The organism is Qipengyuania profundimaris, from assembly GCF_030717945.1.
GTDB classification, from domain to species: Bacteria; Pseudomonadota; Alphaproteobacteria; order Sphingomonadales; family Sphingomonadaceae; genus Qipengyuania; species Qipengyuania profundimaris.
Genome location: NZ_JAVAIM010000001.1, coordinates 1,467,266 through 1,488,706 on the forward strand (window position 1 = coordinate 1,467,266; position 21,441 = coordinate 1,488,706).

21 protein-coding genes are annotated in these 21,441 nt (G+C 62.3%); 8 read left to right on the top strand and 13 right to left on the bottom strand.

Going from position 1 to position 21,441, the window contains the following annotated elements; genetic code table 11:
• Window positions 1–56: 56 nt before the first annotated feature.
• On the bottom strand, window positions 57–770 hold the full coding sequence (locus tag Q9K02_RS07230; RefSeq protein WP_305932284.1) for a hypothetical protein: 714 nt from the start codon (window positions 768–770) through the stop codon (window positions 57–59).
• A gap of 248 nt (window positions 771–1,018) precedes the next feature.
• Between Q9K02_RS07230 and Q9K02_RS07235 the strand changes: the two genes are divergently transcribed.
• Both Q9K02_RS07235 and Q9K02_RS07240 read left to right on the top strand, forming a co-directional pair.
• Complete coding sequence (locus Q9K02_RS07235; protein WP_305932285.1) at window positions 1,019–1,372, top strand: hypothetical protein; 354 nt, start codon at window positions 1,019–1,021, stop codon at window positions 1,370–1,372.
• Window positions 1,373–1,603: 231 nt separating this feature from the next.
• The gene (locus Q9K02_RS07240) at window positions 1,604–2,647 is read left to right on the top strand and encodes an NAD-dependent epimerase/dehydratase family protein (protein ID WP_305933471.1); all 1,044 of its coding nucleotides are present in this window, start codon (window positions 1,604–1,606) and stop codon (window positions 2,645–2,647) included.
• Window positions 2,648–2,692: 45 nt separating this feature from the next.
• Here the strand turns inward: Q9K02_RS07240 and Q9K02_RS07245 are convergent, their stop codons facing one another.
• From Q9K02_RS07245 to Q9K02_RS07270, 6 genes are all read right to left on the bottom strand, one after another.
• Window positions 2,693–4,174, bottom strand: a complete 1,482-nt coding sequence (locus Q9K02_RS07245; protein WP_305932286.1) for a lipopolysaccharide biosynthesis protein — start codon at window positions 4,172–4,174, stop codon at window positions 2,693–2,695.
• On the bottom strand, window positions 4,171–5,670 hold the full coding sequence (locus Q9K02_RS07250; protein WP_305932287.1) for a glycoside hydrolase: 1,500 nt from the start codon (window positions 5,668–5,670) through the stop codon (window positions 4,171–4,173). The genes Q9K02_RS07245 and Q9K02_RS07250 overlap by 4 nt, the downstream gene beginning before the upstream one ends.
• Before the next feature lie 12 nt (window positions 5,671–5,682).
• Complete coding sequence (locus tag Q9K02_RS07255) at window positions 5,683–6,828, bottom strand: glycosyltransferase (RefSeq protein WP_305932288.1); 1,146 nt, start codon at window positions 6,826–6,828, stop codon at window positions 5,683–5,685.
• Window positions 6,821–8,953: a GumC family protein gene (locus Q9K02_RS07260; RefSeq protein WP_305932289.1), complete on the bottom strand. Its 2,133-nt coding sequence runs from the start codon at window positions 8,951–8,953 to the stop codon at window positions 6,821–6,823. The genes Q9K02_RS07255 and Q9K02_RS07260 overlap by 8 nt, the downstream gene beginning before the upstream one ends.
• Before the next feature lie 63 nt (window positions 8,954–9,016).
• Entirely contained in the window at window positions 9,017–10,558 is a 1,542-nt protein-coding gene (locus Q9K02_RS07265; RefSeq protein ID WP_305932290.1) for an outer membrane beta-barrel protein, read from the bottom strand.
• Complete coding sequence (locus Q9K02_RS07270; RefSeq protein WP_305932291.1) at window positions 10,552–11,271, bottom strand: sugar transferase; 720 nt, start codon at window positions 11,269–11,271, stop codon at window positions 10,552–10,554. Before Q9K02_RS07270 ends, Q9K02_RS07265 begins: the two co-directional genes overlap by 7 nt.
• 310 nt (window positions 11,272–11,581) lie before the next feature.
• Here Q9K02_RS07270 and Q9K02_RS07275 point away from each other — a divergent pair, with 310 nt between their 5' ends.
• Together Q9K02_RS07275 and Q9K02_RS07280 are read left to right on the top strand one after the other, a co-directional pair.
• The gene (locus Q9K02_RS07275) at window positions 11,582–12,214 is read left to right on the top strand and encodes a polysaccharide biosynthesis/export family protein (protein ID WP_305932292.1); all 633 of its coding nucleotides are present in this window, start codon (window positions 11,582–11,584) and stop codon (window positions 12,212–12,214) included.
• 351 nt (window positions 12,215–12,565) lie between these two features.
• Complete coding sequence (locus Q9K02_RS07280) at window positions 12,566–13,168, top strand: response regulator transcription factor (protein WP_305932293.1); 603 nt, start codon at window positions 12,566–12,568, stop codon at window positions 13,166–13,168.
• 34 nt (window positions 13,169–13,202) lie between these two features.
• Here Q9K02_RS07280 and Q9K02_RS07285 read toward each other — a convergent pair whose 3' ends face one another.
• From Q9K02_RS07285 to Q9K02_RS07305, 5 genes are all read right to left on the bottom strand, one after another.
• Window positions 13,203–14,411, bottom strand: a complete 1,209-nt coding sequence (locus tag Q9K02_RS07285) for a cell wall hydrolase (RefSeq protein WP_305932294.1) — start codon at window positions 14,409–14,411, stop codon at window positions 13,203–13,205.
• Between the two features lie 43 nt (window positions 14,412–14,454).
• Complete coding sequence (locus tag Q9K02_RS07290; RefSeq protein WP_305932295.1) at window positions 14,455–14,889, bottom strand: hypothetical protein; 435 nt, start codon at window positions 14,887–14,889, stop codon at window positions 14,455–14,457.
• Between the two features lie 154 nt (window positions 14,890–15,043).
• Window positions 15,044–15,547, bottom strand: coding sequence for a PilZ domain-containing protein (locus Q9K02_RS07295; protein WP_305932296.1), 504 nt, complete (start codon window positions 15,545–15,547; stop codon window positions 15,044–15,046).
• A 228-nt stretch (window positions 15,548–15,775) separates the two neighbouring features.
• A complete protein-coding gene (locus tag Q9K02_RS07300) occupies window positions 15,776–16,243 on the bottom strand; it encodes a hypothetical protein (RefSeq protein ID WP_305932297.1) in 468 nt (155 codons plus the stop codon).
• A gap of 174 nt (window positions 16,244–16,417) precedes the next feature.
• Entirely contained in the window at window positions 16,418–16,900 is a 483-nt protein-coding gene (locus Q9K02_RS07305; protein WP_305932298.1) for a TspO/MBR family protein, read from the bottom strand.
• Window positions 16,901–17,005: 105 nt separating this feature from the next.
• On the opposite strand from Q9K02_RS07305, the gene bchI reads away from it, so the two are divergent.
• From bchI to Q9K02_RS07325, 4 genes are read left to right on the top strand one after another with little or no spacing between them, the layout of a single operon-like run.
• On the top strand, window positions 17,006–18,007 hold the full coding sequence (gene bchI, locus Q9K02_RS07310; protein WP_305932299.1) for a magnesium chelatase ATPase subunit I: 1,002 nt from the start codon (window positions 17,006–17,008) through the stop codon (window positions 18,005–18,007).
• Entirely contained in the window at window positions 18,004–19,692 is a 1,689-nt protein-coding gene (locus Q9K02_RS07315) for a magnesium chelatase subunit D (protein ID WP_305932300.1), read from the top strand. The genes bchI and Q9K02_RS07315 overlap by 4 nt, the downstream gene beginning before the upstream one ends.
• On the top strand, window positions 19,689–20,570 hold the full coding sequence (gene bchO / locus Q9K02_RS07320) for an alpha/beta fold hydrolase BchO (protein ID WP_305932301.1): 882 nt from the start codon (window positions 19,689–19,691) through the stop codon (window positions 20,568–20,570). Before Q9K02_RS07315 ends, bchO begins: the two co-directional genes overlap by 4 nt.
• Window positions 20,570–20,761, top strand: a complete 192-nt coding sequence (locus tag Q9K02_RS07325; RefSeq protein ID WP_305932302.1) for a hypothetical protein — start codon at window positions 20,570–20,572, stop codon at window positions 20,759–20,761. Before bchO ends, Q9K02_RS07325 begins: the two co-directional genes overlap by 1 nt.
• On the opposite strand, the gene Q9K02_RS07330 is transcribed toward Q9K02_RS07325, so the two are convergent.
• The gene (locus Q9K02_RS07330; RefSeq protein ID WP_305932303.1) at window positions 20,708–21,427 is read right to left on the bottom strand and encodes a hydroxyneurosporene dehydrogenase; all 720 of its coding nucleotides are present in this window, start codon (window positions 21,425–21,427) and stop codon (window positions 20,708–20,710) included. The two genes, Q9K02_RS07325 and Q9K02_RS07330, sit on opposite strands and share 54 nt — an antisense overlap.
• Window positions 21,428–21,441 lie beyond the last annotated feature (14 nt).

Below are 21,441 nucleotides of genomic sequence, written 5' to 3' on the forward strand. Positions count from 1 at the left end.
GCCCCGGCTCCGCATTGAAGGGCGCTTGCAGTTCGCGTTCTCAAATCGCTGCCGCCCTACGATTTACTGTTGCGGATGAACATGACCGGCGAGTTCTCGGTCTCGCTGGGCACCACCAGTGCTTCCGGTACCTCGTTCTCGTCCTCGTCGAAGGCTTCCGATGTAGCGGCACGCCTCGCATCGACCGGCGCGACTGGCGTCCAGTAGTCCGTTCCTGCCAGGTCGCTCCAGTCGAAGCCCAGTTCGGCAAAGGCGCGTTCTGCTGCGACCGCTGGGGTCGTCTCCTCGCCCGCAAAGCTGACCAGGCCGCCATCTGCGACGGTGCAGGATATCGAGGGGTCCCGCGCGAAAAAGAGCCGGGTCCCCGGCTCTGCCTTCAAAGCGAGGAATTTCAGGGCCTGATGAGACGCGCGCAACTTATCCATCTGCGCCTGTTTGGTCGCCGAAATGCCGATTTCCCCTGAAGGTAGCTCGAGCATTTCGATTATCGAAAGTTCGGTTGCGGCGCGGATCAGTTCCGGATTGACGGTGTAGAAGTCAGGATTTTCCGGATCGCAATAATCCTGGAAGAGGAAGCGCAGGTTACGGCTCAGCAGCTTCCAATCGATGACTTTCGCAGCAAGATAGACGCGGAACGGGACAGGCGGTGCGGCCTGATTGATCTTGAGTATGCGCCCGCCGACATCGTTCTTCGGCGAAAAATCCACCCTTACGAAGCCGGGCATCGCATCATTGATCAGGACGAATACGTATCCTTCTTTGCGGCTCATCGATCGGTCCTCGCGAGCCTTGCGTCACAAGCGGTTTGCCCGTTGTTTCGGGCGCTCGACTCTCGATACCGAGATTATCTGGCGTCAGCCCGAGAGGCGAAGGCTAACTCGGGTTAGTTCGATTTGGTCCGACCGAAGCCGAAGACTTTGCGATTCAAGCGAAAATGGCCCGATACCCGGCTATCCCATTGTGTCTCTACCGGGTTAGGCCGGAATGGAGGGTTGCCGCAACTGGTGTCGCACGCGCAATGTCGAGAGATAAGAAGAAGCCTCTCGCTGGGAGTGAACATGGCGGGTCAGACCACACAGAACATTTTCGTGCCGCTGCGAGCGGCCCTTGCCGCCGTAAGCATGGCGGCAAGGTCGTGAATTATTCCCAATCCCCACAAGACGTCCCTCATTACAGAGAATTGGGCGAGGTCTCCCGGGCGCTCGCCACAGGTTATGCGCGGCTTGCCGAGCGCGGTATCCCGCCGGAAATGGTGACTGTCGCGATGCTGAATGCAACCGTGAATGTCTTTTCTATGTTCGAGAAACGCACCGAATTGCCTTCGCTGCTGCGCGAACTGGCCGACACCATCGAGAGCGAGCCGCGCTGCTGACAAGTAGATGCCGGCACCCGATTGCCCGCATTTCCCGACTTCCTGAACCCAATGGGATTAGGGCGCGGCGCGTTTGGCCTAAGCACGCTGCGCGTATCGCGAAATTGTGCGCATCTACCTAAAACATGGAAAGCGGAAGCTTCGCCACCGAAGGCAGACCGAAACTTCGGTCACCAAGTTTGTGCGGGCTGAGACACGTTTAGCTTTAGGGGAACTACGGTGAAAGTATTGGTGACAGGACATCTCGGCTACATCGGCACGGTGCTGGCTCCGCGATTGCTCGAACGTGGGCATGAGGTCATCGGTCTGGACAGCGCCCTGTTCGTGGGATGCGCATTTCGTCCCAACCCGGCCGAGATACCCTCTCTCGGCGACGACGTGCGGGATTTCGTCGCTCGGGCCGATGCCGTCGAGCGTCTGCGTGGTATGGATGCGGTCATCCATCTCGCTGCGCTATCCAATGATCCCCTCGGCGACTATCGTCCCGGGCTGACCGAGGAGATCAATGCCGAGGCATCCATCGCGCTGGCGCGGCTGGCCAAGCAGGCCGGCGTCCCGCGGTTTGCCTTTGCCTCCTCCTGCTCCAACTACGGCGCATCGGGCTACGGCTTCATCGACGAATCCGGGGAACTCAACCCCGTTACGGCCTACGGTTTCTCCAAGGTCCATGCGGAAACAGGAATATCCGTGCTTGCCGACGAGGACTTCAGCCCAACCTTCCTTCGCGCATCAACCGCCTACGGCTTGTCGCCGCATCTGCGGCTGGATCTCGTCGTGAACAATCTGACGGCCTGGGCCTGCACCACCGGCGAAGTCCATCTTCTGAGCGATGGCAGCCCGTGGCGCCCAATTGTCCACGTGGAGGATATTGCGGCCGCCTACATCGCAGTCATCGAGGCCGAGCGCGCCGATGTGCACGAGCAGATCTTCAACATCGGGCAGACAACCGAGAACTATCAGATAAGGGAAATTGCCGAGCTTGTTCGCGATATCGTGCCCGGTTCCAGGATCGGTTTTTCGGAAGGCGCCAGCCCCGATGTCCGCAACTACCGCGTGGATTGCAACTACATTGCGCGCAAGCTTCATGGCTTCAAGCCGCAGTGGACGTGCCGACGCGGGATCGAGCAGCTATTCGACGCCTTCCATACCGACGGCCTGACACTCGAGGAGTTCGAGGGTCCCCGCTTCAAGCGTATAGCCTGGATGAAGAAGCGCATCGACGAAGGCGCGTTCGATCCCGACCTGATGCCGGCGCGGCAACTCGCGGACGCCTGAAGCCAACCCGCCCGGATGCGGGAAGCGCAGCTCCGGGTTGAGCAGTCAGGTTGCCGACGCCGCCTTGCGCGAGCGCAGATGCGCGAGCGCATCCAAAAGGATTTTTACGGGCCCGTCGGGTCGGGCCATCGCTAGCCAGGTGCCACCGATGACAGCGGTATAGACGATCGCGCCAGTTCCAATCTCGACCCCCAGTTCAAGCAACAGGGGGGTATCGCCATGGGGCACGAACCGTCCGACAAAAGACACGGCTACGGCCATGGCGATGAGCGCGGCGATGGTCAGCGCATGATGCGCGATTTGGGTGGTGATCGCGATCCCGAGCAATCGCTTCAGGAAGAAGAGTTCGATCAAGGCCGACGCGGCATCGGCGAGTAAGCGGCCGAGCGCTGCGCCGAGTAATCCGCCAGTAAGCAGCCCCGTCACGATCACCGGGACTTTCACAAGAAAGGCTATGGATTGCCGCCAGAAGAGTACTTTTGTCCGGTTGAGCGACATGGCCACTGGCTGGAGACCGATGCTAAAGACACTAAGCATATAAACGATCGAGAAAATCTGGACATAGGGGACTGCATCCGTCCACTGACTGCCCAGCGTCAGGGCGACTACCGGTTCGGCGACCAACGCCAGTCCCACGCCGAGTGGTGCAATCAGCAAAGCTATGGTCGATTGCGAGCGCAGGTGCGAACGGCGCAGGCGCTCGTGGTCCCGCGAAATCGTGGCCAGCCCGGGGAAGAGCGCATACCTGATCGGATAGATCGTCTCGCGCGTCGGAATCACGGCAAGGTTATCGGCCATCGCATAAATGCCGAGCTGTCCCTTCGGGACCGCCAGGCCGATGATGAGCTGGTCGATGCGCCAGTTCAACGTCTCGAACATCTGGCTAAGGAACATCCAGCCGGAAAACGACCAGATCTCTCGCACATGTTCGAGTGACAGGCGGGGCCTGTACGGGACGAGAAGGTAGGAGATCGTCGAGGATGCAACTGCCCCGATAAAGGTGCCGAGGATGATCGCCCAGTAGGAATGGAGAAATACTGCGAGGACTACGGAGAGGATGATCCCCAATGCCCGGCGCAGGAATTGGACAACTACCAGCGGGCGGAACGCCATCTGCTTTGTTTCAAGCCAGACCTTCGGATTATGAAGGCCCAGCACCGCTCCACCGAGCCCGGAGACAAGGAAGACAAGTATGAGGTTGTCATTTCCGTATATGATCGAAAGCGGCCAGGCGCTGATCGCGAAGATGCCGCAGATGACGCCGGACCGGATCAGCGCCATGGTCCATGCCGTGTCGATATGCGTGCGGTCGACCTCTTCCTTCTGGATCAGCGCGTTGTTGAGCGAGAGCTCCGTGCAGGCCTGAACAATCGAGAGGATAGCGGCCGCGATCGCGACAATACCGAAGTCCTCCGGTGTAAGCAGCCGCGCGAGCGCCAGCAGGGCAAGAGCGGCAAGAATATTGGCCGCCATATTGCCGCCGGCGAGTGTCAGTGCGCCGCGCATGACGCCCAGCCGGAGGGTCATGTCCTGCGGGCTCTGGCGATTGGTTCACGACTGAAGCGGGGGGGCGGCTGTGTCGGGCGTTGGCCGGCGGTTCGCGAGGCGGCGCGGTGCGTGACCGCTTCCCGGGCGGCGGCACCATCCGATTGCAGTGCGAATGCGCGAAGAGCGATGGATGCACCGGCGATGATCGAGATCAGCTCCGACGGCGAAGCGTGCGGGGCGTTAACGATCGCCGGCGTCAGTCCAAGTATCGCAGCCGTACCGAAAGCCCCGCCCAGGGTCTCTTGCGGCGTGGGGCCAATGCCCCAGGTCGAGCGGCGCGCGGCCATGAAAACCCTTTTGAAGTGCAGTAGGAAGGCTATCGTTCCGAATACTCCTACCGAACCGAGGATGGCAGTAACGATGCTCGACGAACGGAAGCTGCCGGGTCCCACACCCAGGCCATAGGAGCCGAGAAACGCGTTCCAACCCTGCTGTGCCCAAAACAGGCGTTGCTGGCCCGAAAAGCTCTGCGGCTTGTCCAGCGTCATGTCGGCGACGAGGTTCCAGATGCCGAGAAGGACCTGGGGCACCACCGCGAATGTCGCGCTGAGAATGCAGAGTATGGCGAAGCCGAGGATCGCGGCTCGCATCATTTTGCCCTTCGGCGCAACGCTAGGGAACAGGGTCGCGCGAACGACGAAGAAGATTCCGTAAACTGCCAGCGATACATAGGCAGTCGAGGCCGTGCTGATCACCAGGATCAGCGCGAGGGCGCCGGCCAGCGCGCCGGTCGCGCGGGGTCGGATGGAACGGTACCACATCTCGGCGCTGACCACGAAAAGGATGAAGCCTTGCGCCGCATATACCGATGCCTCCGCCAAAGTGCCCCTGATGCGGATGAAGCCATCGGTACTGTGATCAAGCAGGTTGTGATTGACGTTGCGGAAGGAATTTAAAATCTCTGCCATCGGCGTGCCGCGCGTCGCAATGTCGACAACACCGGTGATGGCATGAAGCCAGCCGGCGAACAGGATGGCTCCGATAAAGGCTTTCTGCGCTCCGGGCACGCGCGAAAAGATATATCCGATCAGGCCGAGCAGCAGCGCGCCGACCATGAAGAGTGCGCCGGTCACGTTTTGGGCGGAAGGCGCCAGCGGTACGGTCTCGAAATCTCCCAGCCCGGGCGTGGGCTGCATGGGGAAGAGCATGACATCGCCGGCCAGCAGGCGCGGCCCGAGATAGGCCATCGCCACACCGTAGAAGACGAACATGACCAACCACCGATGATCGCGGACGGCCGCGGGAAACAGGCCGTGATAGCCGCCTTTCGGGGTGAAAATCTTGAGCAGAGCGAAAACCATTGCGAAATGCCCGACCGGGATCGTTGCCCCGCCGAGCGATGGCAGTGATATCGCCGCGGAACCCTGCATGATCGCGCTGATCACGATGAAATAGACCGCGCTGCGAACCGTGCCGAACATGACGACGTACAGGCCGATCAGGGCGGTGACGGCGCCGATCTGGGTGAGTTCCATCGTGCCGCCCCGTCAGAGTGCGCTGACCACGCGCGAAAACCGCCGGTCGAAGCAATCGGAAGAGAAATGCGCGGCATGCGCGATGGCCTTGTCCGGGTCGAACTCGGTAAGGAAGCTCTCCATTTCCCCGACCGCGGCAGCGAGCGAACTGGCATCCTGCCGATCGAAGAACAGGCCGGTTACCCCGGGCACGACGGTATCGAGAGCCCCGCCACCGCCGTACGCGACGACCGGACGTCCAGACGCCATGCATTCGACCGGGGTAATCCCGAAGTCTTCCTCGGCCGTCATGACGAAGGCCTTGCAGCGCGCATAGGCCCGCCGGAGCGACGCGAAATCCAGCCGGTCGATGAAGGTGATGTTCGGCCCGGCCATCGCTTTCAATCGATTGAGCATGCTGCCGGTGCCGACCATGGTCAGCGGAAGGCCATTGGCCGTGAATGCCTCCACCGCGATTTCGGGGCGCTTGTAGGGCACCATCTGCCCGACCCATAGATAGCTGTCGCCGACATCGTCGCTCTTGCCGAAAAGTTGCGTTTCGACCGGTGGATGCACGACTTCGGCTTCGCGCCGCCAGACCTTGCGGATGCGGCGCTGGATGAACGACGAGTTCGCGATGAACTTGTCGACCCGTGCGCTGGAGGCGACGTCCCATTGGCGCAGGCGATGATACAGGTATGGCATGGCCCCGCGCGCGAGCGGGGATGCGGCGGCGCGGTACTGGTGATAATGATCCCACAGGTACCGCATCGGTGAGTGACAATAGCAAAGATGCGTTGCATCCGGCCGCGTGATGACCCCCTTGGCAGGACCGGACTCGCTACTGATCACCAAATCGTAGTCGCTCAGGTCCAGCCCCTCGAGTGCCATGGGCATCAAGGGCAAGTAGTATTGATAGAGCCGTCGCGAAAACGGCAGGCGGTCAACGAATCCGGCCTTGATCGGGGCCGCGGCGAGCCGGTCGGACAGTTTGCCAGGATCGACGACATTGGTGAAGATGTCGGCATCGGGATAGAGGTGCAGCAATCGCTCGACCACGCGCTCCCCGCCGCGCATGGCGACGAACCAGTAATGCACGATGGCTACGCGAGGAGCCGAAAAAGCGGCCCGCTGCGCTGTTAAACCCCCATGGTCGGCGAGGGCGACCGGGCTATGCATAATAGGATTCGTACTGGCTGTAGTAGAAGTTCGGATCGTTCGGATCGAGGAACGAGCGCTTGCGCATGTCGACGGCCGAGAGCGCCACGCCGACCACGTTGACATGCTCTGGTGGCAGGCGCCTCAGCGCTGCCTTCACCGCCAGCTTCGAGGTCGAGCGCCAGCGTGTGCAGAACACGACCGCATCCGCACGGCTTGCGAGGATGCGGGTCGCTGCGATCGGGAGGACCGGCGGAAGGTCGAGGATGATGCGGTCGAAATGCTCGCTCAGCCTCTCGATGAGATCGGTGAACTCCTGGCCGCGAAGCAGGTGTTCCGGTTCCTCCTTGCTCGGTGAAAGCGGCAGGACGCAAAAGACATTGTCGTCGTCATAGTCCGCCAGGTCGAGAGGTGCGCTGCCGTTCAGCACGTCGATCAGGCCTTTCTGGCCTTCCTGCATATTCAGCAGCCGGCTGATGCCTTGGCGGCGCAGGTCGCAATCAATGAGCATCGTGCGTTGTCCGCTCGCGGCGAGAACGCTGGCAAGGCAGCACGAAGTGACAGTCTTGGACTCGTTCGGCAGGGCAGAGGTGATTGCGATGACCTTTGCCTGGCCGTGGGTCGCGAGATCGATCGATGCGCCCAGCGAGCGGAAGCTTTCCGCGAAAGCCGATTTCGGCGCATCCTGCACTGCGGTCGCTGGATGGTCTATGGCGCCGTCGACGGACGAGAGAAGCGGGATAGAAGCGATGCAGGGCACGCCGGTTTCGCTTTCCACTTCGTCGGGCGTCGACAGGCCCTCGAACAGGGATTCCCGGAAGTGCGCTGCGAGGAAGCCGAGGCCAAGGCCCAGAACGAGCGATAGTGCCACATTGAGCGGAATGTTGGGCGAGTTCGGGAAGATCGGCGTCTGCGCCAGGGTCAGGATGCGCGCGCGCGGTGTTTCGCTGCCTTCTGCCGCCAGCAGTTCCTTGTAGCGATTGAGATAGGTCTGGTAAATTTCCTGCGATGCCTCTGCAGAACGTTCCAGCTCGCTGAGGCCGACCATCGCATTGTTGTTCTGCGAGAGTTTCGCCCTCGCGTTCGAGAGGCTCGCATTGAGCGAAGCGAGGCGCTGGGCGGAAACCTCCTGCCGGGCCTGGAGGTTGGAAATGACGCGTCCGATCTCGGCATCGATGCGCTGGCGCACTTCGGCAAGCTGGCTTCTTGCGCGGATCAGTTGCGGATGGTTCGGACCATACTTGGACGACAGGTCGGCAACCTCTGCCGCGACGAGCGCTTCCTGCGAGCGCAGGGATCCGACGACCGGCGAGCCGAGCGCCTCGCCCACATCATCGCCCAGCGAACCGGAACGCAGCTGCGCCTGCGCCGTCCGCAAGCGCGCCTGATCCTCGGCTGCTTCGGCCCGGGCTGTCGTTACGGCCTGGTTGTAGGTGGAGATTTCCTGCTCCGTCAGCGACGCACCCGAAGTGCTCAGCAAGTTGTTGTTGATGCGGTATTGTTGCAACGCTTGCGTATCTGCCTGGGCCTGGCTCCTGAGTTCGGCCAGCCTTTGCTGGACGATTTCCCGCGCTCCGGCATTGCGCTCCTGTTCGCTCGACAGCTCCCAGTTGACGAACTGGCGGGTATATTCGTTCGCAATCGCCGCAGCTTGGTTCGCATCTTCGGCTTCGTAGGCGATCGTCAGAGCAAAGCTCTCGCCCTTGCGCTCGATCGAGACATTTTCCTGCAGCCTGTCGAGAACTTCGCGCTGCCCGGCGACATCGAGCCCGTTTGCGAGCCCCAGCGAGTTCGAAACCAGTTGAGCCATTTCCCGCGACCCGATGATCTCGACCTGCGTCTCGAGCAATTCGCCGGTAAGCGCGGGTTGGGGGGCGTCGACGGCGTTGGACTGCGCGACGATTGCGGCCTCGTTCGTCAGCATAACTTCCGATTCAGCGCGATAGGTCGTGCCCATCAGGAAAGACGCAGCGAGACCGAGTGCGACAACGATTGCGGCTACCGCGAGGATCAGTTTGAGCTGGCGCCGGAAGAATCCTATGCTTTCCGACAGATCCATGCGATCGGTCGATGGAGGGGGATAGCCCCCATATGGCGTAACAGCCGATGCCGCGGCATCGTACTTGATCAAGCTGTTCTCATTCATCACGCATCTCCAGCCTATCGTCGCGAAGACGTGACCCCATTGTTTGCCCCCTTGCCGGTTCAATCACCACGATGCCCTGACACCGATGGAAACGGCAAAACCGTCATAAGTCCGACCGAAGTCGCCCCCGTCCTGGTCGCGGTAACTGGCCGCCGCGATGACCCCGATCCTGTCCGCCAGCCGGTAGGTGGCTGACGCGGCGAGGGTAATGCGTTGGTCCTGTCGCAACTGGCCGCGGTAATCCTCTTCGAGATATTGCGCGTCGGCAGCCAGCAGCAGCTTGTCGCCCACAGCGTGCTCTGCCGTCAGCCGAAACGAGCTTGCTATAACTGCTGCGGAATCGCGCACGCGACTTGGATCGACATCGCGGGCGGCGCGCGCCGTGAAACGCCAGTCCGGCTTCGGCGTCCAGCGCGCCTCCAGCCGGTAGTTGATCTCCTTGGCGGTCTCGAAGGCCGGTTCGTCGAAATCCTGCTGGAGATAGCCGATGGCGGCTTCGACCTCGAGCAATTCGGACAGTTCATGGGATACCCCGATCAGGCCGAAGAAGCCGTCCGAGTCCCTATTCGGTGCGGACAGTACATCGTAATCGAGCGCCCGCAGGCCCACTTCGGAGAAGGCTTCCGTTTTCGCGCTGAATCGATAATCGACCCGTGCCTGAACCCTGCTTAGCAAAACATCGCGAAAATCCAGGTCGATTGGCAAGCCGTTCAGCGTCGCATCCTCGTAATCCCGCTTCAGGACGCTTCCCCCCACGCCGATTTCCAGCCGGTTGCCGGCACGGGAGATTTCAACCGAAGCTTCTTTCTCGTGGAATACCACCGGACGATCGGTGAAGAGGGCGTCGCCAGCAGTACCGCGCCGTTCCACCCCGCGAGAATAGCCGGCACTTCCCTCGACATCGATATTGCTGCCGAGCTCCAGAAGCGTGCCCGCATTGATACGGTATTGTTCGCTGTCCTCGCTGGATGTGTCGATGTACCGCCTGATGTCCGCCCCCGCTTCGAAACGCAGTTCATGTCGGGCGAAATCCGAACGAACGACAAGTCTCGGGCGGACTGAAACAACGGCGTCGTCGATCGCTGGCGCATCAAGGTTGTAGATGTTGGAATCGTAGGCCAGTTCCGTCGTGACCTGCGGATAGAGCACGAAGGCGGGCGACAGGCGGACGCCGTCGCCAACATCGGGATCGAAGAGTTCGACAGGCGTGACGACATCGTCCGATTGGGCCTGAGCGGGTGTTGATGCCAGCACGCCGAGACAGGCAAACACAACCGCTTTCAGGAGACTGGCTTCCGGCGATCGCGCTACCCGCTCGGGTGCCGACTGACGGAGCTCGGCCCCGTCCCACGCCTCAACCGATACGACGGAAGGCAATTGGGGGTGTTGCCTCCCATACCGATGAGGCATATCACTACTCACCATGGATGAGGCAAGCGTTCCCAAAAAGGGTTCATCGCCCGTCCCCGTGGGACGGGGAACCGATCGGCGCGTGCGGTCCACCAGCGCCGCACGAGGGTTCGTCATAGCGTTCCCTTTCGCTCTTGCGATATGGGTGGCGCTTTTCCTGCTGCTGTCCTGAGAAGCGTCCTTTCGCATCAGCATGACCCCCTGCCCGTGAGGACCGCAGGAACGGTCATGACGAGTATCCGGAGGTCCATGCGGAAGCTGCGCGATCGCGCATAAAGCACATCCGCAGCGATCCTGCGCCGGTAGGATATCGCGTTGCGCCCGCTGACCTGCCAGAGGCCGCTGATGCCCGGCTTCATCTTGAAATAGGACTGGCTGTACCGTCCGTAGCGTGCGATCTCCGCTTTGACGATCGGCCTTGGACCTACCAGGCTCATCTCTCCGCGCAGCACATTGAACAGCTGTGGCAGTTCATCGAGGCTCGAGTTCCGGAGGAAAGCGCCGATGCCCGTGACGCGGGGATCGACGCCCAGTTTCTGGTTCTCGTCCCACTCCCGTCGCAGCTCGGCTCGTGTCGCCATGATCTCGGCCAGCACCTTCTCGGCATCGACGCGCATGGTGCGGAACTTGAAGCACTCGAAAGTCTCCCCGCGGGCGCCGATGCGTACCTGGCGAAAAAGGATCGGTCCCGGGCTCGTGGCACGCACTGCGAGCGCAACGAGAATCATCACGGGCGCAAAGAAGATGAGCATCGAAAAACCGACCACGAGGTCGAGCGCGCGCTTGGTCGGGTCGGGCGTCGCTTCCACATTGCCCGCGAGTTCGGTGCTGACGGAGATGAGATCGTGATCGGAAAGCGACGGCGCCATTGTGAACACCGTGCGGTGCGCGGAGTTCGGATCGCTCATAGCGCGGTCATGCTTCGTCGATTGCATCTTGCTCGCTTGCTCGTTCTGGAGTCCAAGTGTCGGCGAATGCTCCGGATGTGCGCAAAAGCATGAGGAGCGGGCGTTGTTGGAAAATCGACCAGAAATGGCACTGCGACAACCGCGCATCGGGTGTAAGCCATGGCAGCAAAAGGGGGTATGCGAGGTATCCGCCAGGCACTGCCGACACCCCCAAATGGTAATGTGAGGTTTCCCTTGATTTGAATAAGATGTGGCCGATCGCGCAGGCTTCGCTGCCGCGCGCGAAAGTTCTGCGACAGGAGATAAGGCCATGCAGATCGAAACGGTGCGTAACAAGCACAGCGGGACCGTGAACGGGCATAGCATTGTGAGGGGGGTTCGAGCAGCGTCGCTCGGCCTGCTCTGCGTGTTCGCCGCGTCCTGCGCGTCGACCGATTTTGCGGAAATCAGCGCAATCCAGGCCAATAGCGGTTTGTCCGAAGGCTACCTTATCGATGCCGGCGACAGCCTCCGCGTGACCGTGTTCGATGAGGAAACGCTCACAGGTGAATTTGACGTCGGCACCGGCGGCATCCTCGCGCTGCCCTTGATCGAGCCGATTCTGGTCAAGGACAAGGGGCCGCAGCAGGTGGCGCAATTGATTCAGGCGAGCCTGGCTGACGGAGGTTATGTGCTCGATCCCAGAGTGTCGGTCGAGATACTCGAACACCGTTCGTTCTTCATTCTGGGGGAAGTCGAAACACCGGGCGAATATCCGCACAACGGGCAATTGACACTGGAGCAGGCCGTTGCGAAGGCGGGCGGTTACACGCCGAGGGCTGGGCGCTCCTCCGTCATACTCAAGCGCCAGGATTGGCCCGAAAGCCGTCTGGTAAGGCTCGGCCAAAGCTCGTTAATGATTGCACCAGGCGATACCATCACGATCCGCGAGTCGTTCTTTTAAGGGCACTGTCATCGCTGCGAATAGGCGTCTTGCGGAGGGTTTGCGCCTACGAAAGGTAACTGTACACCCTGTGATGGTTAACGAAAAAGCAACTCGTGCAACTTAGGAGTTGCAATTCTGAGCGTTTATGAGAGGATTATGGTTAACCGTTCGGAGTCGCTTCCACGGGACTTATAAAAATCAGACATAGAACTGAACGTGGGCACTAGGCGCTGAACGGCTGGGTCGGGATATTTACCTTGTATCGAGCGGGGGCCGACGATGACCAGCGACTTGGGTTTGATTTGTGCGAACGATATTTCACGGGAAGGCTTGCATCGCATACTTTCCTCGGATGGATTCAATGTCGTCTTGTCGAGCGACAATGCGGATCGGATCGTCAGATCCAAACTCGACAGCAAGATTTCGGTTGTGGTCGACCTGCCGGACCCACATGCCCAGCTACAGGCCGTGGAAGCTGTCTCCGCGGCCTATCCCGCCGCGAAGATTGCCGTGCTGGTCGACGAATTCGACATGCAGCAACTGGTCGACTGCTTCGAGGCCGGAACCGACGGATATATCGTCAAATCGATGAACTCGCGCCCGCTCATCACTGCGCTCAAGCTGGTGGCGCTCGGCCAGAAATTCCTCCCCTCCGAACTCGCGGATGTCCTCGGATCGCGAAGCTTCGACCAGAACGGGTCCTGCTCGGATCTCGAAGCGGAAATGGAAGAAGCCAAACTGTCGGTCCGCGAGCGCGACGTCCTTTGCTGCCTGATGGCCGGCTATTCGAACAAGGTCATCGCGCGCGAGCTCGACGTATGCGAGGCCACGGTTAAGGTCCATGTCAAGGCGATCCTTCGCAAACTCGATGTGAGCAATCGGACCCAGGCAGCGATGTGGGCTAGCACGCGTGGGTTCCCCAATCACCTGTCCGAAGCCCAGCAGCTCGAGGCGAATCCCGCCCACGCCTGATCGATCTCATCCATTCGATTTGTTCTGGCGGGCTTCAACCCCGTTCGCGCATGAGCTTAGATAGCGCTCCGGCACTGCTGGGCAGGCACTGCGACGGATCCGTGCGCGAAACCCGCTGACAATCCCATAGCGCAACATCCATGCCGCTGGTCTGGTCTCTGACAAACAGGAAGAGCGGGCGCTGCCTGTCCGAGAGGGCAGCGCGGCGGTTGTGTATGGCAGCACCGTCGTTTTCATAGCCAAAGACCTGGCAGCTGCTGCGCCCTTGGCACGTCTTGAGTGCGGATATGGCCCAGCGGCCTGCCGCATTGCTGTCGCCGAGGCCGATATAGAATGCGCCAGGCGCGACGGGCCGAACCTTCTCTTCGCTTGCAGCCTCTGCACCGGCCTCCATTCCGAGGTGCGAACTACTTGCGGCCAGTCCGGATGTGTCGTCCGGCCGAATGCGGCGCTGTGGGATCCTAGCGGCCAGTCGAGTGAACCCTGCTTCGCCATCGAGGCGCGCTCGCGAGCGCAGGCTGCCTGAGCGTCCGCGAAATTTGTAGAAGATATGCGGCCCGACAACCGCGACGCGGTCGAGGCCGCTCGCCCAATAGGGATAGACATAATCTGCGTGATAATGGGTCGCGGTCCCGATCGATTGGTCGACCTTGCCTCGGAGCGCTTCTTCCGCCCGGTCCCTTGCACTTGCCAAGGCGGGGGCGCTCGGGCGCCTAGCAGCGATTGACCCATCGCAGGTGAAAGTGAACTGGCATCCGGTGCTTAGATGCGAGCCTTCGAAGACGACGCCGCAAACCGAATTTGGATACGCCGAGTGATTTACTCTGTTGATGACTGTCTGCATCACGGCGCGCTGGCCGACGGGATCGTTGCCGGCTTCATACCAGGCGGCGTAGGCTAGGCACTCCGCCGCCTTTCCACGGTCATCATCGGTTCCGGAATAGGAGAAAGGGTTCGCGGCCACTGGAGGAACTAGGGGCCGGTCGCCGAGATCGACTGCCGCCGCGTGTTGCAGCTCCGACAAAGCAAATTCGGAACCCGAGTACTCCGGGAATCGACCATCTTCCGGAGCATCGACCGGGGGGGCGCTGTCCACATCTTCGGAAACGGCTGGACCGAAGACGAGTGCAATGGCGGCGAAAATGATTGCGCCTCCCGCCGACCACCTCACAACCGCCGGCGAGAGCATGCCGCTCTTCTCGCTGACCTCCCGGTCTTCGGTCATGAGCAAGTTCGAATGCATCGTGAGGCTCCTTTCGCCATGACCGCCTTCCAGCGAGCAAAGGCTACTTCCTGCGGCCGTTGATCACTTTAAGCACCGGATCTTCGTCACTGCTGCGCCCCTCGTCGCGCAGCTTGCCGAATTGCTCCTCGACCCGCTCTTGGATCGAGTGCGACGTCAGTCGCCGCTCGTCCGCTTCATCCCGGTCGGCAAGATCGAGAATCTCTTCAGATCTGAGGGCCAGCGGTTCGTTCTCTGGGTCGTTTCCCGTCTCGCTCTGGCTCCAACGCGTGCCGGGGATACTCTGTTCGCGCAGCAGGGCGATCGCGGAATCGATTTCGATCTGTCGCTTGCTGATCGTTTCCAGTGCGATCCGCCGATCGCGCTCTGCCTCCACATAACGCGCGTTTGCGTCGGCGAAGGCCTTTTCCGCTTCGTGCAGTTCGCTTTCGATTCCAGCCAGACAGCGCTTGTTGTTCGATAAAGTGTCCTCGGTCATTAAGCCTACCTCTAATTATCGCGCGAGCCTGCGTCCCCTTGCTCCGCCCCGAGGGGCGAAACGGGTGGATGGTTACCACGCCATGCGCTGGTCGAGATATTACCCGTAAGGAGGGGGAGAGGTAGACGAGGCGGCTACGCGAGAAGCGTGACGCTCAATCCGTGCGCGTTACCATCGCTATGGTCAGCCCGTCTGCAGTCTGGCGGAAGCCGACGATGCGATAACCCGACTCGCCGCGGAGCTCGTCGAATCGAACCTTCCAAGCGGTGATCGTTTCGAGCGTGGGGTTCACGCCGATCGGAATTTCTTCGAGGTTTGCAAGGTCTGCCAGCGCTTCTGTGCGAATTGACGAGCGCAAGATAGCCGCATTGACGACCGATTGGGAAATCGGTTCGAGGAATTTGCAGCCGATGAAAGCGCCTTCCTTCCACATGACTTTGGCATCGACCTGGCCGATTAGCGGTAATTCGATCCTGATCTTGTCTCCGGTGTTCAGAGGTACGGTGGTTTCAAGGCGCAAGCCGACTTCCGACAGATCGTGAACGAGGGCGCGGTCCAGGCCGGTAGTCGAGGCGGTCGACAGCTGCAGCAGATAGCGCCCGCGCGTGCGACGCTCACGGAGGAGTGCTGCTTGGATAGGGCGGCTTGATTTCGCCACTTACATATAATCCCGTAATGCAGAACCAGACCCTCACAACCGTAAATCGCACGGAAATCGCCGCAACGGCAAATTGGGGGGACTGTAATCGCCGCTTTTGAGACACCACCTGTCGGCCAATTGTGCATAGCTATAAAGGATTGCGCCCAAAAAGCCCTGGTTCACGAAGGCCAACCGAAACTAGCCGGCCGGAGCAAGCTGAAATGCGCCCGGCCGGCTCTTTGGCGGTCAGTCGAGCTTCATCTCGAGCTCGCGCAGGATGTACGTCCCCTTTAGCTCGCGGATGTTGTTGTAGAGTTCGCGGACAGTTTGATTGCTGCTGTCCATATTCGCTTCGCCCCAAGCTTCCATGAAGCGATCGTATTCCGCCTTGTCGGGGTCGAGCGAAGCCATGTTCGGGTAGTTCACGCGTAAAACGAGATTTACCTCGCTGCTGCCGAAGGGCACGACGTAGATCCCGTAATCCGTGATCTGCCCGACGCTCTTGGCGGCCTCGTTTGCCCTGACCCATGTCGATCTCAGCCCCTCGAGATAATAATCGAGCTGGCCAGGTTCGACCTTCACATAGGTGAGCTCGATCACGGTCTCTTGGGGGGTGTAATCCTCCCACACCGTGAGCTGTGCGTTGGCGGGGACGGCGAGGCCCATGCCTGCCACGGCGAATGAAAGTCCGGCTGCCTTGAGAATATGCTTCATAGTCACTTCCTTCGGTTCAGTGGTAAGCGACCCTGACCCGACGGGATATGCGACCTCTTTTCTCTCCCGGCTCCTGTGTGACTTCGCCTGGCATCGGTGTCAAACGACCGCCAATTCGCTTGCCCGGCAAGCTTCGCAATGGGGGTACTACTGCCTTGGTGTGGCAAGCGGCCGTTAGGCGCGGTTCGTGGTGAAGGGGCCATTCAGTTGTACGATCTTCGCGTTGAGGATCGCAGCGAAACTGACCCAGGCGAGATAGGGCACGACCAGCCAGCTTGCCAGTTCGGACCACGGGCGCAGGAACACGCACAGGGCCAGCACCGAAAGCCACAGGAACGGCACTTCGGCGAGCGCCCAGTCCGGTCGCTTGGCGGTGAAGAACAGCGGCGACCACAGGAAGTGGAAGATGCCGTTGACGAGGTACAGGGCGATCAGGAAATCCTGCTCCCCGGCGGCCAGTGCTTTATCCCAGCTCAGCACGAAAGCCCAGGCGGCCAAGCCCAGGATGATCGTCCAGGCGGGGCCGAAGAGCCAGTCGGGCGGTTGCCAGCTCGGCTTGCGAAGATCGTGATACCACTCGCCGATCGAGGTCAGCAGGCCCCCGCCACCGGCGAGGATGACGGCCCAGGCGATGGCGAAGACGAGTGGGAAGTCCATCGCGTCACTCTATCGGAGCATACGGGCTATGCAACTGCGGGGGCGGCGGGGCGAATTGTCAAAGCCCTTGCGCCGCGGACGGGCCTGTGCAGATATGCCAAGCCTATGGCGCGCTTTCCGTTTTCCGCGATCGTCGCTCAGGACGAGATGAAGCAGGCGCTGCTGGTGAGCGCGGTCGATCCGGCGATCGGCGGGGTCATGGTCTTCGGCGACCGCGGGACTGGCAAGTCTACTGCCGCGCGTGCGCTTGCCGGGCTGTTGCCGCCGATCAGCGCAGTGGAGGATTGCCGCTTCGGTTGCACGGGAGAGCAGCAGGGCACCTGTCCCGATCCCTGCCACTCCGGACGTGTCCGTAAACGGCCGGTGCCGTTTGTCGACCTGCCACTGGGCGCGACGGAGGACAGGGTGATCGGCGCGCTCGACCTCGAACGGGCGCTGCGCAGCGGCGAGAAGGCGTTCGAGCCGGGCCTGCTGGCGAAGGCGCACCGCGGGTTCCTCTATATCGACGAAATCAACCTGCTTGAGGACTATTTGGTGGACCTGTTGCTCGACGTAGCTGCGTCGGGAGAAAATGTGGTCGAGCGCGAGGGGCTGTCGGTGCGTCACCGCGCGCAATTCGTCCTGATCGGCAGCGGCAATCCCGAGGAAGGCGAATTGCGCCCGCAACTGCTCGACCGCTTCGGCTTGTCGGTGGAGGTGCGCACGCCGACCGATCTCGACGATCGGGTGGAGATCATGCGCCGCTGCGCCGCGCAAGAGCGCGATCCGGACGGTTTCGCCGAAGACTGGGCCGACGAAGACGAAAAGATCCTGCGCAAGATCGCGCGCGGCAGGAAGAAGCTGGAGAGCATGGTGGTGCCGGACGAGGTGCTGGCCGATTGTGCCGAGCTGTGCATGGCCGTCGGCGCCGACGGCTTGCGCGGCGAACTGACGCTCATGCGCGGCGCGAAGGCCTTAGCCGCCCTCAACGGAGCGAAAGCCGTCAAGCGCGAGCATGTCGTCGCTATCGCGCCCTCCGCCTTGCGCCACCGGCTGAGGCGCGATGTACTCGACGAGACTGGCTCTACCGCACGGATCGAACGCGCGGTGGACGAATTGTTCGGATGATCGAAGCGGCAGCGCCTGTCGGTCCGCTCGACGAGCCACTGCTGACCCTCAGGCTGTTTCTCGCATCACCCCGGACGCTTGGCGGCCTGTGCCTGCGCGGAGGCGGGCCGGCACGGGACATCGTGCTGGGACGCCTGCGGGAGCGTGTGCCGAACCTTCGCCGCCTGCCGCCCCATATCGACGACGAGCGCCTGCTCGGCGGGCTCGATATGGCGGCCAGTCTCGCTGCCGGACGACGGATCGATCAGCGCGGCCTGCTCGACGAAGCATCGGGCGGGGTCATCGTGGCCCCCATGGCGGAGCGGATGTCCGATCACGTGGCGGGCAGATTGGCGCAGGCGATGGAGCGCTCGGTCGGCGCGCCGGGTTTCGGTCTCGTGCTGCTCGATGACGGCATCGCGGATAACGATCGCCCGCCTGCGAGCCTGACGGAGCGCGTGGCGTTTCTCTGCGACCTTTCGCAAGTCGATACGCTCGACTGCGCTCCGGACGCCGAGCCTCTCTCCGCGGTATCGCGCGAGGTCGAACCCCTCGATGCCGAGCAGGCGGCGAGCATCGCTGCAACCGCCGCAGCCTTCGGGATTACATCGATCAGGCCGCTCCTCTTCGCAGCCGAAGCGGCGCGCGCGCATGCCGCCTTGAGCGGGCGAGCAAGGGTGGATGTCGAGGACCTCAAGGTTGCAATGAGGCTCGTGCTCGCGCCTCGGGCGGTACACTTGCCGACAACGGAAGAGGAAACCGAGGACACCGAGCCGCCGCAGGATCAGCCCCCACCGTCCGAGCGGGATGGTTCGGACTCGGGCAGCCGACCGTGCGACGATGTCCTGCTCGATGCCGTCGCTGCGGCCATTCCCGCGGACCTTCTCGCCCAGCTTGCCTCCGGCAAGGCCAGGCGCAATGCGCAGGGGCAGGGCGGCGGCAAGCGGCGCCAATCGGCGCTGCGTGGCAAGCCGCTCGGTGCGCGGCCCGGCGTTCCGCGGGGTGGAGCGCGGCTGGCGCTGCTCGACACATTGCGCGCTGCGGTCCCGTGGCAGCCGTTGCGGCGAGGTTCGGACGACGACGACCGCCCTCTCATCGTGCACAAAGAGGATCTGCGGGTACGGCGGTTCGAGGAGCGCGCGGCAAAGCTGACGATCTTTTGCGTTGACGCCTCCGGCTCGGCCGCTGCGGCACGTCTGGCGGAGGCCAAGGGCGCGGTCGAGCTGATGCTGGCGCAGGCCTATGCCACTCGCAGCGAAGTCGCGCTGGTCGCCTTTCGCGGGACTTCGGCCGAATTGATCCTGCCCCCGACGCGCTCCCTTACCCGCGCCCGGCGTGCGCTGGCGGAACTGCCGGGTGGCGGAGGGACGCCCCTGGCGCTCGGGCTTCAGGCGGCGCGGGAGGTGGCAGAGGCTGCCGAAAACCGCGGCCGGACACCGCACCTCGTGATCCTGACCGATGGGCGAGGAAATATCGCCAGCGACGGGAGCGCCAGCCGCAGCCGATCCGCCGCGGATGCCGAGGCTGCGGCAAAGGCGATTGCTGCGCGCGGTATCGAGGCGCTGGTCGTCGATATATCCGCGCGGACGGGCCGCGATGCACCGCAGTTGGCGCAGGCCATGCACGCCCGGTTTCTCGCGCTGCCGATGGCGGATGCGCACAAGCTTCATGCCGCCGTGAGTGCAGCGAAGCCCAAGGCCGCATGAGCCGCCCGCTCGACTGGAATCGCCAAGGGCTTCGCTGGCCGCACCGCGAGACGAGCAGCTTTGTCGAGTGCCCGGGCATCCGCTGGCATGTGCAGCAGGCAGGGGATGGTCCGACCGTCCTGTTGCTGCACGGCACGGGTGCATCGACCCACTCATGGCGCGGCGTGATGCCGCAGCTCGCCGACACTTTTCAGGTCGTGGCACCCGACTTGCCGGGGCACGCCTTCACCCGCGCATCGGCCTCGCATATGACCTTGCCAGCCATGGCTGAGGCGGCCTGGCGACTGCTCGACACGCTCGAAATCGAGCCCGCAATGATCGTTGGCCACTCCGCCGGTGCGGCGATTGCGATGCAGATGATCGCCGCTAGGGGCGCGGACATACCGGTCGTCGGTCTCAACCCGGCGCTTGCGCCTTTTCCGGGACTGGGCTCGCAGCTATTCCCGCTGATGGCCAAGATGCTGTTCGTGAATCCGGCCGTGCCGCGTATCTTCTCAAGCCTCGCGCGGATCGGCGGTGATACCGGCGGATTCCTGCGGCGGGCGACCAATTCGCGCATCGATGCGGCAGGGTTGCGGTGCTACGAAACGCTGCTCGGCAACAGCGCGCATTGCCGCGGTGCGCTGGCGATGATGGCGAATTGGGACCTGGAGCGACTGCAGGCGCATCTCCCGGGCATCGAGAGCCCGGTTCTGCTCGTCCATTCGGAAGGCGACAATGCGATCCCGCTGGATTCGGTTCGCAAGGCTGCGCGCCGCCTTCCACGGGCCACGCTGGAAATACTTCCGAAGCTCGGCCATCTTGCACATGAGGAGCAGCCGGAGCAGGCTGCCGCACGGATTGCGCAATTCTTCGCGAAGCAGGAAGGAGCCGGCTGATGGAAGCCCTCAGTGAAAACTTCGGCTGGATCGAGATCGTCTTCACCGCGCTCGTCGCGTTCGGCTTCGGCGGCTACCAGTACTGGTCGGTCAGTCGCGAGATCGAGCGCGACAAACAGGCCAAGCGCGATGCGGAATCATCCGGCAGCGCGGGGCATGCGGTAGGGGAGCATGAACTGGACGATCGGTGAAGCGAAGCGCCGCATGTCTAGGCTTTCCTGCACTGCGACCACCTGCTCGCCAAAGAGCCGCGACGCGAGCGTGGAGCGGGCGTAGAACGGCTCGTCCTCCCAGGTCTTGATTACGCTCGCATGGCCGCGATCGGCGCGGGTCTTGCGCTCCATCTGCCACAGCGTGCCGGGCAGGGGTGCGGCGAGAGGGAGGGGGGCGCTGTGCGGCAAGCCCGTCCGGTCGAAGCGGATGGCGCTGGCGAAATGCGATCCGTCGCGGCGGCGGCCTTCGTAGCAGACCAGCGCGCCGTCGCTCAGATGCGCTCGCGACCAGTGCCAAACGTCGAAGCCCTCTTCGAGCGACTCGGTGCCGCGGTTCGAATCCAGATAGGCGCTGCCGGTCCATGAGAGGCCCGGCTCGTCGAACGCGACTTCGATGCGCGCGCGGGGGGCGAGGCAGTGCCAGATGTGGCGCGTCTGCGGATCGAGCGCATAGCTCACCGGGTTGAGCGCTTCGGGGATGACGCGCACCTTGCCGCGCACCGTCCGTCGCCAAGGGATGCCGACCCGCTTGTCGCGTTCCACGATGTCGATTTCCAGCGCCTCGCCGGTCCAGCGCACGCTGCTCGGGCCGATCGCGAGCGTATCGCGTTCCTGCACCACCGCACCGTGCGGGCGCTCGGTCATGGTCCAGCGGCTGC